The following is a 696-nucleotide window of genomic DNA, read 5'->3' as shown; positions in this document are numbered from 1 at the left end:
ATCTGCCTTGTCGACTTCTGCGATTCGACGAGCTTCAGCGCGCCATCCCAGTCGCCGCGCTCGGTCAGCTCCTCGAGTGTCGATTCCGCCGCCCAGGCGAGCTGCGGCGCCACCGCCGCCGCGCGACCGGCATAGTGGCGCGCCGCATTGCGGTCGCCCAGCCGCTCGGCTTCGAGATAGAGCCCACGCAACCCGAGCAGCCGCATTTCCGGGTCGTCGAGCATGCGCTCGAACTTTTCCCGTGCGCCCTCATGGTCGCCTTCGAGCAGCGAGGCCTGCGCGTCGAGCAGGTTGATCAGCGGCTCCTGGTCGGAGCTGATCAGCTTCGCCGCTTCCTTGGTCTTCTTGCGCGCCAGCGCGCCGTCGCCGGCGCCGGCCGCGATCATGCCGCTCGACAGCGCCTGGTAGCCGCGGTCGCGGCGGCGCACCCGGAAATAGCGCGAGATCGTATAGGGGCTGTTCCACAGCGACTTGACCAGCCACCACAAAATCATCACCGCTGCGACCACGGCGACGATCGCCACCGCCGCCACCATCAGCGAGACCTGGTACTGGTAGCCGTTGAAGGTGACGAGCATCTCGCCCGGACGGTCGGCCAGCCAGGCAAAGCCGAGCCCTAGCGCGAAGACGACGGCGAGGAAGATGAGGATGCGGATCATCGGACGGGCCTCACGACTTCGTCGCGCCGTCAATCAG

Annotated in this window: 1 protein-coding gene; it reads right to left on the bottom strand. The window is 67.4% G+C overall.

Translation table 11 applies throughout. The features are described from left to right. Positions 1-659: heme biosynthesis HemY N-terminal domain-containing protein (locus tag EOA29_RS38925; protein WP_281061152.1), on the bottom strand; the 659-nt coding region annotated here is incomplete at its 3' end. Between the last annotated feature and the right edge of the window lie 37 nt (positions 660-696).

The organism is Mesorhizobium sp. M1E.F.Ca.ET.063.01.1.1, from assembly GCF_003998155.1.
In the GTDB taxonomy this organism is placed as follows: domain Bacteria; phylum Pseudomonadota; class Alphaproteobacteria; order Rhizobiales; family Rhizobiaceae; genus Mesorhizobium.
This window is presented reverse-complemented; position numbering and strand designations above follow the sequence as displayed.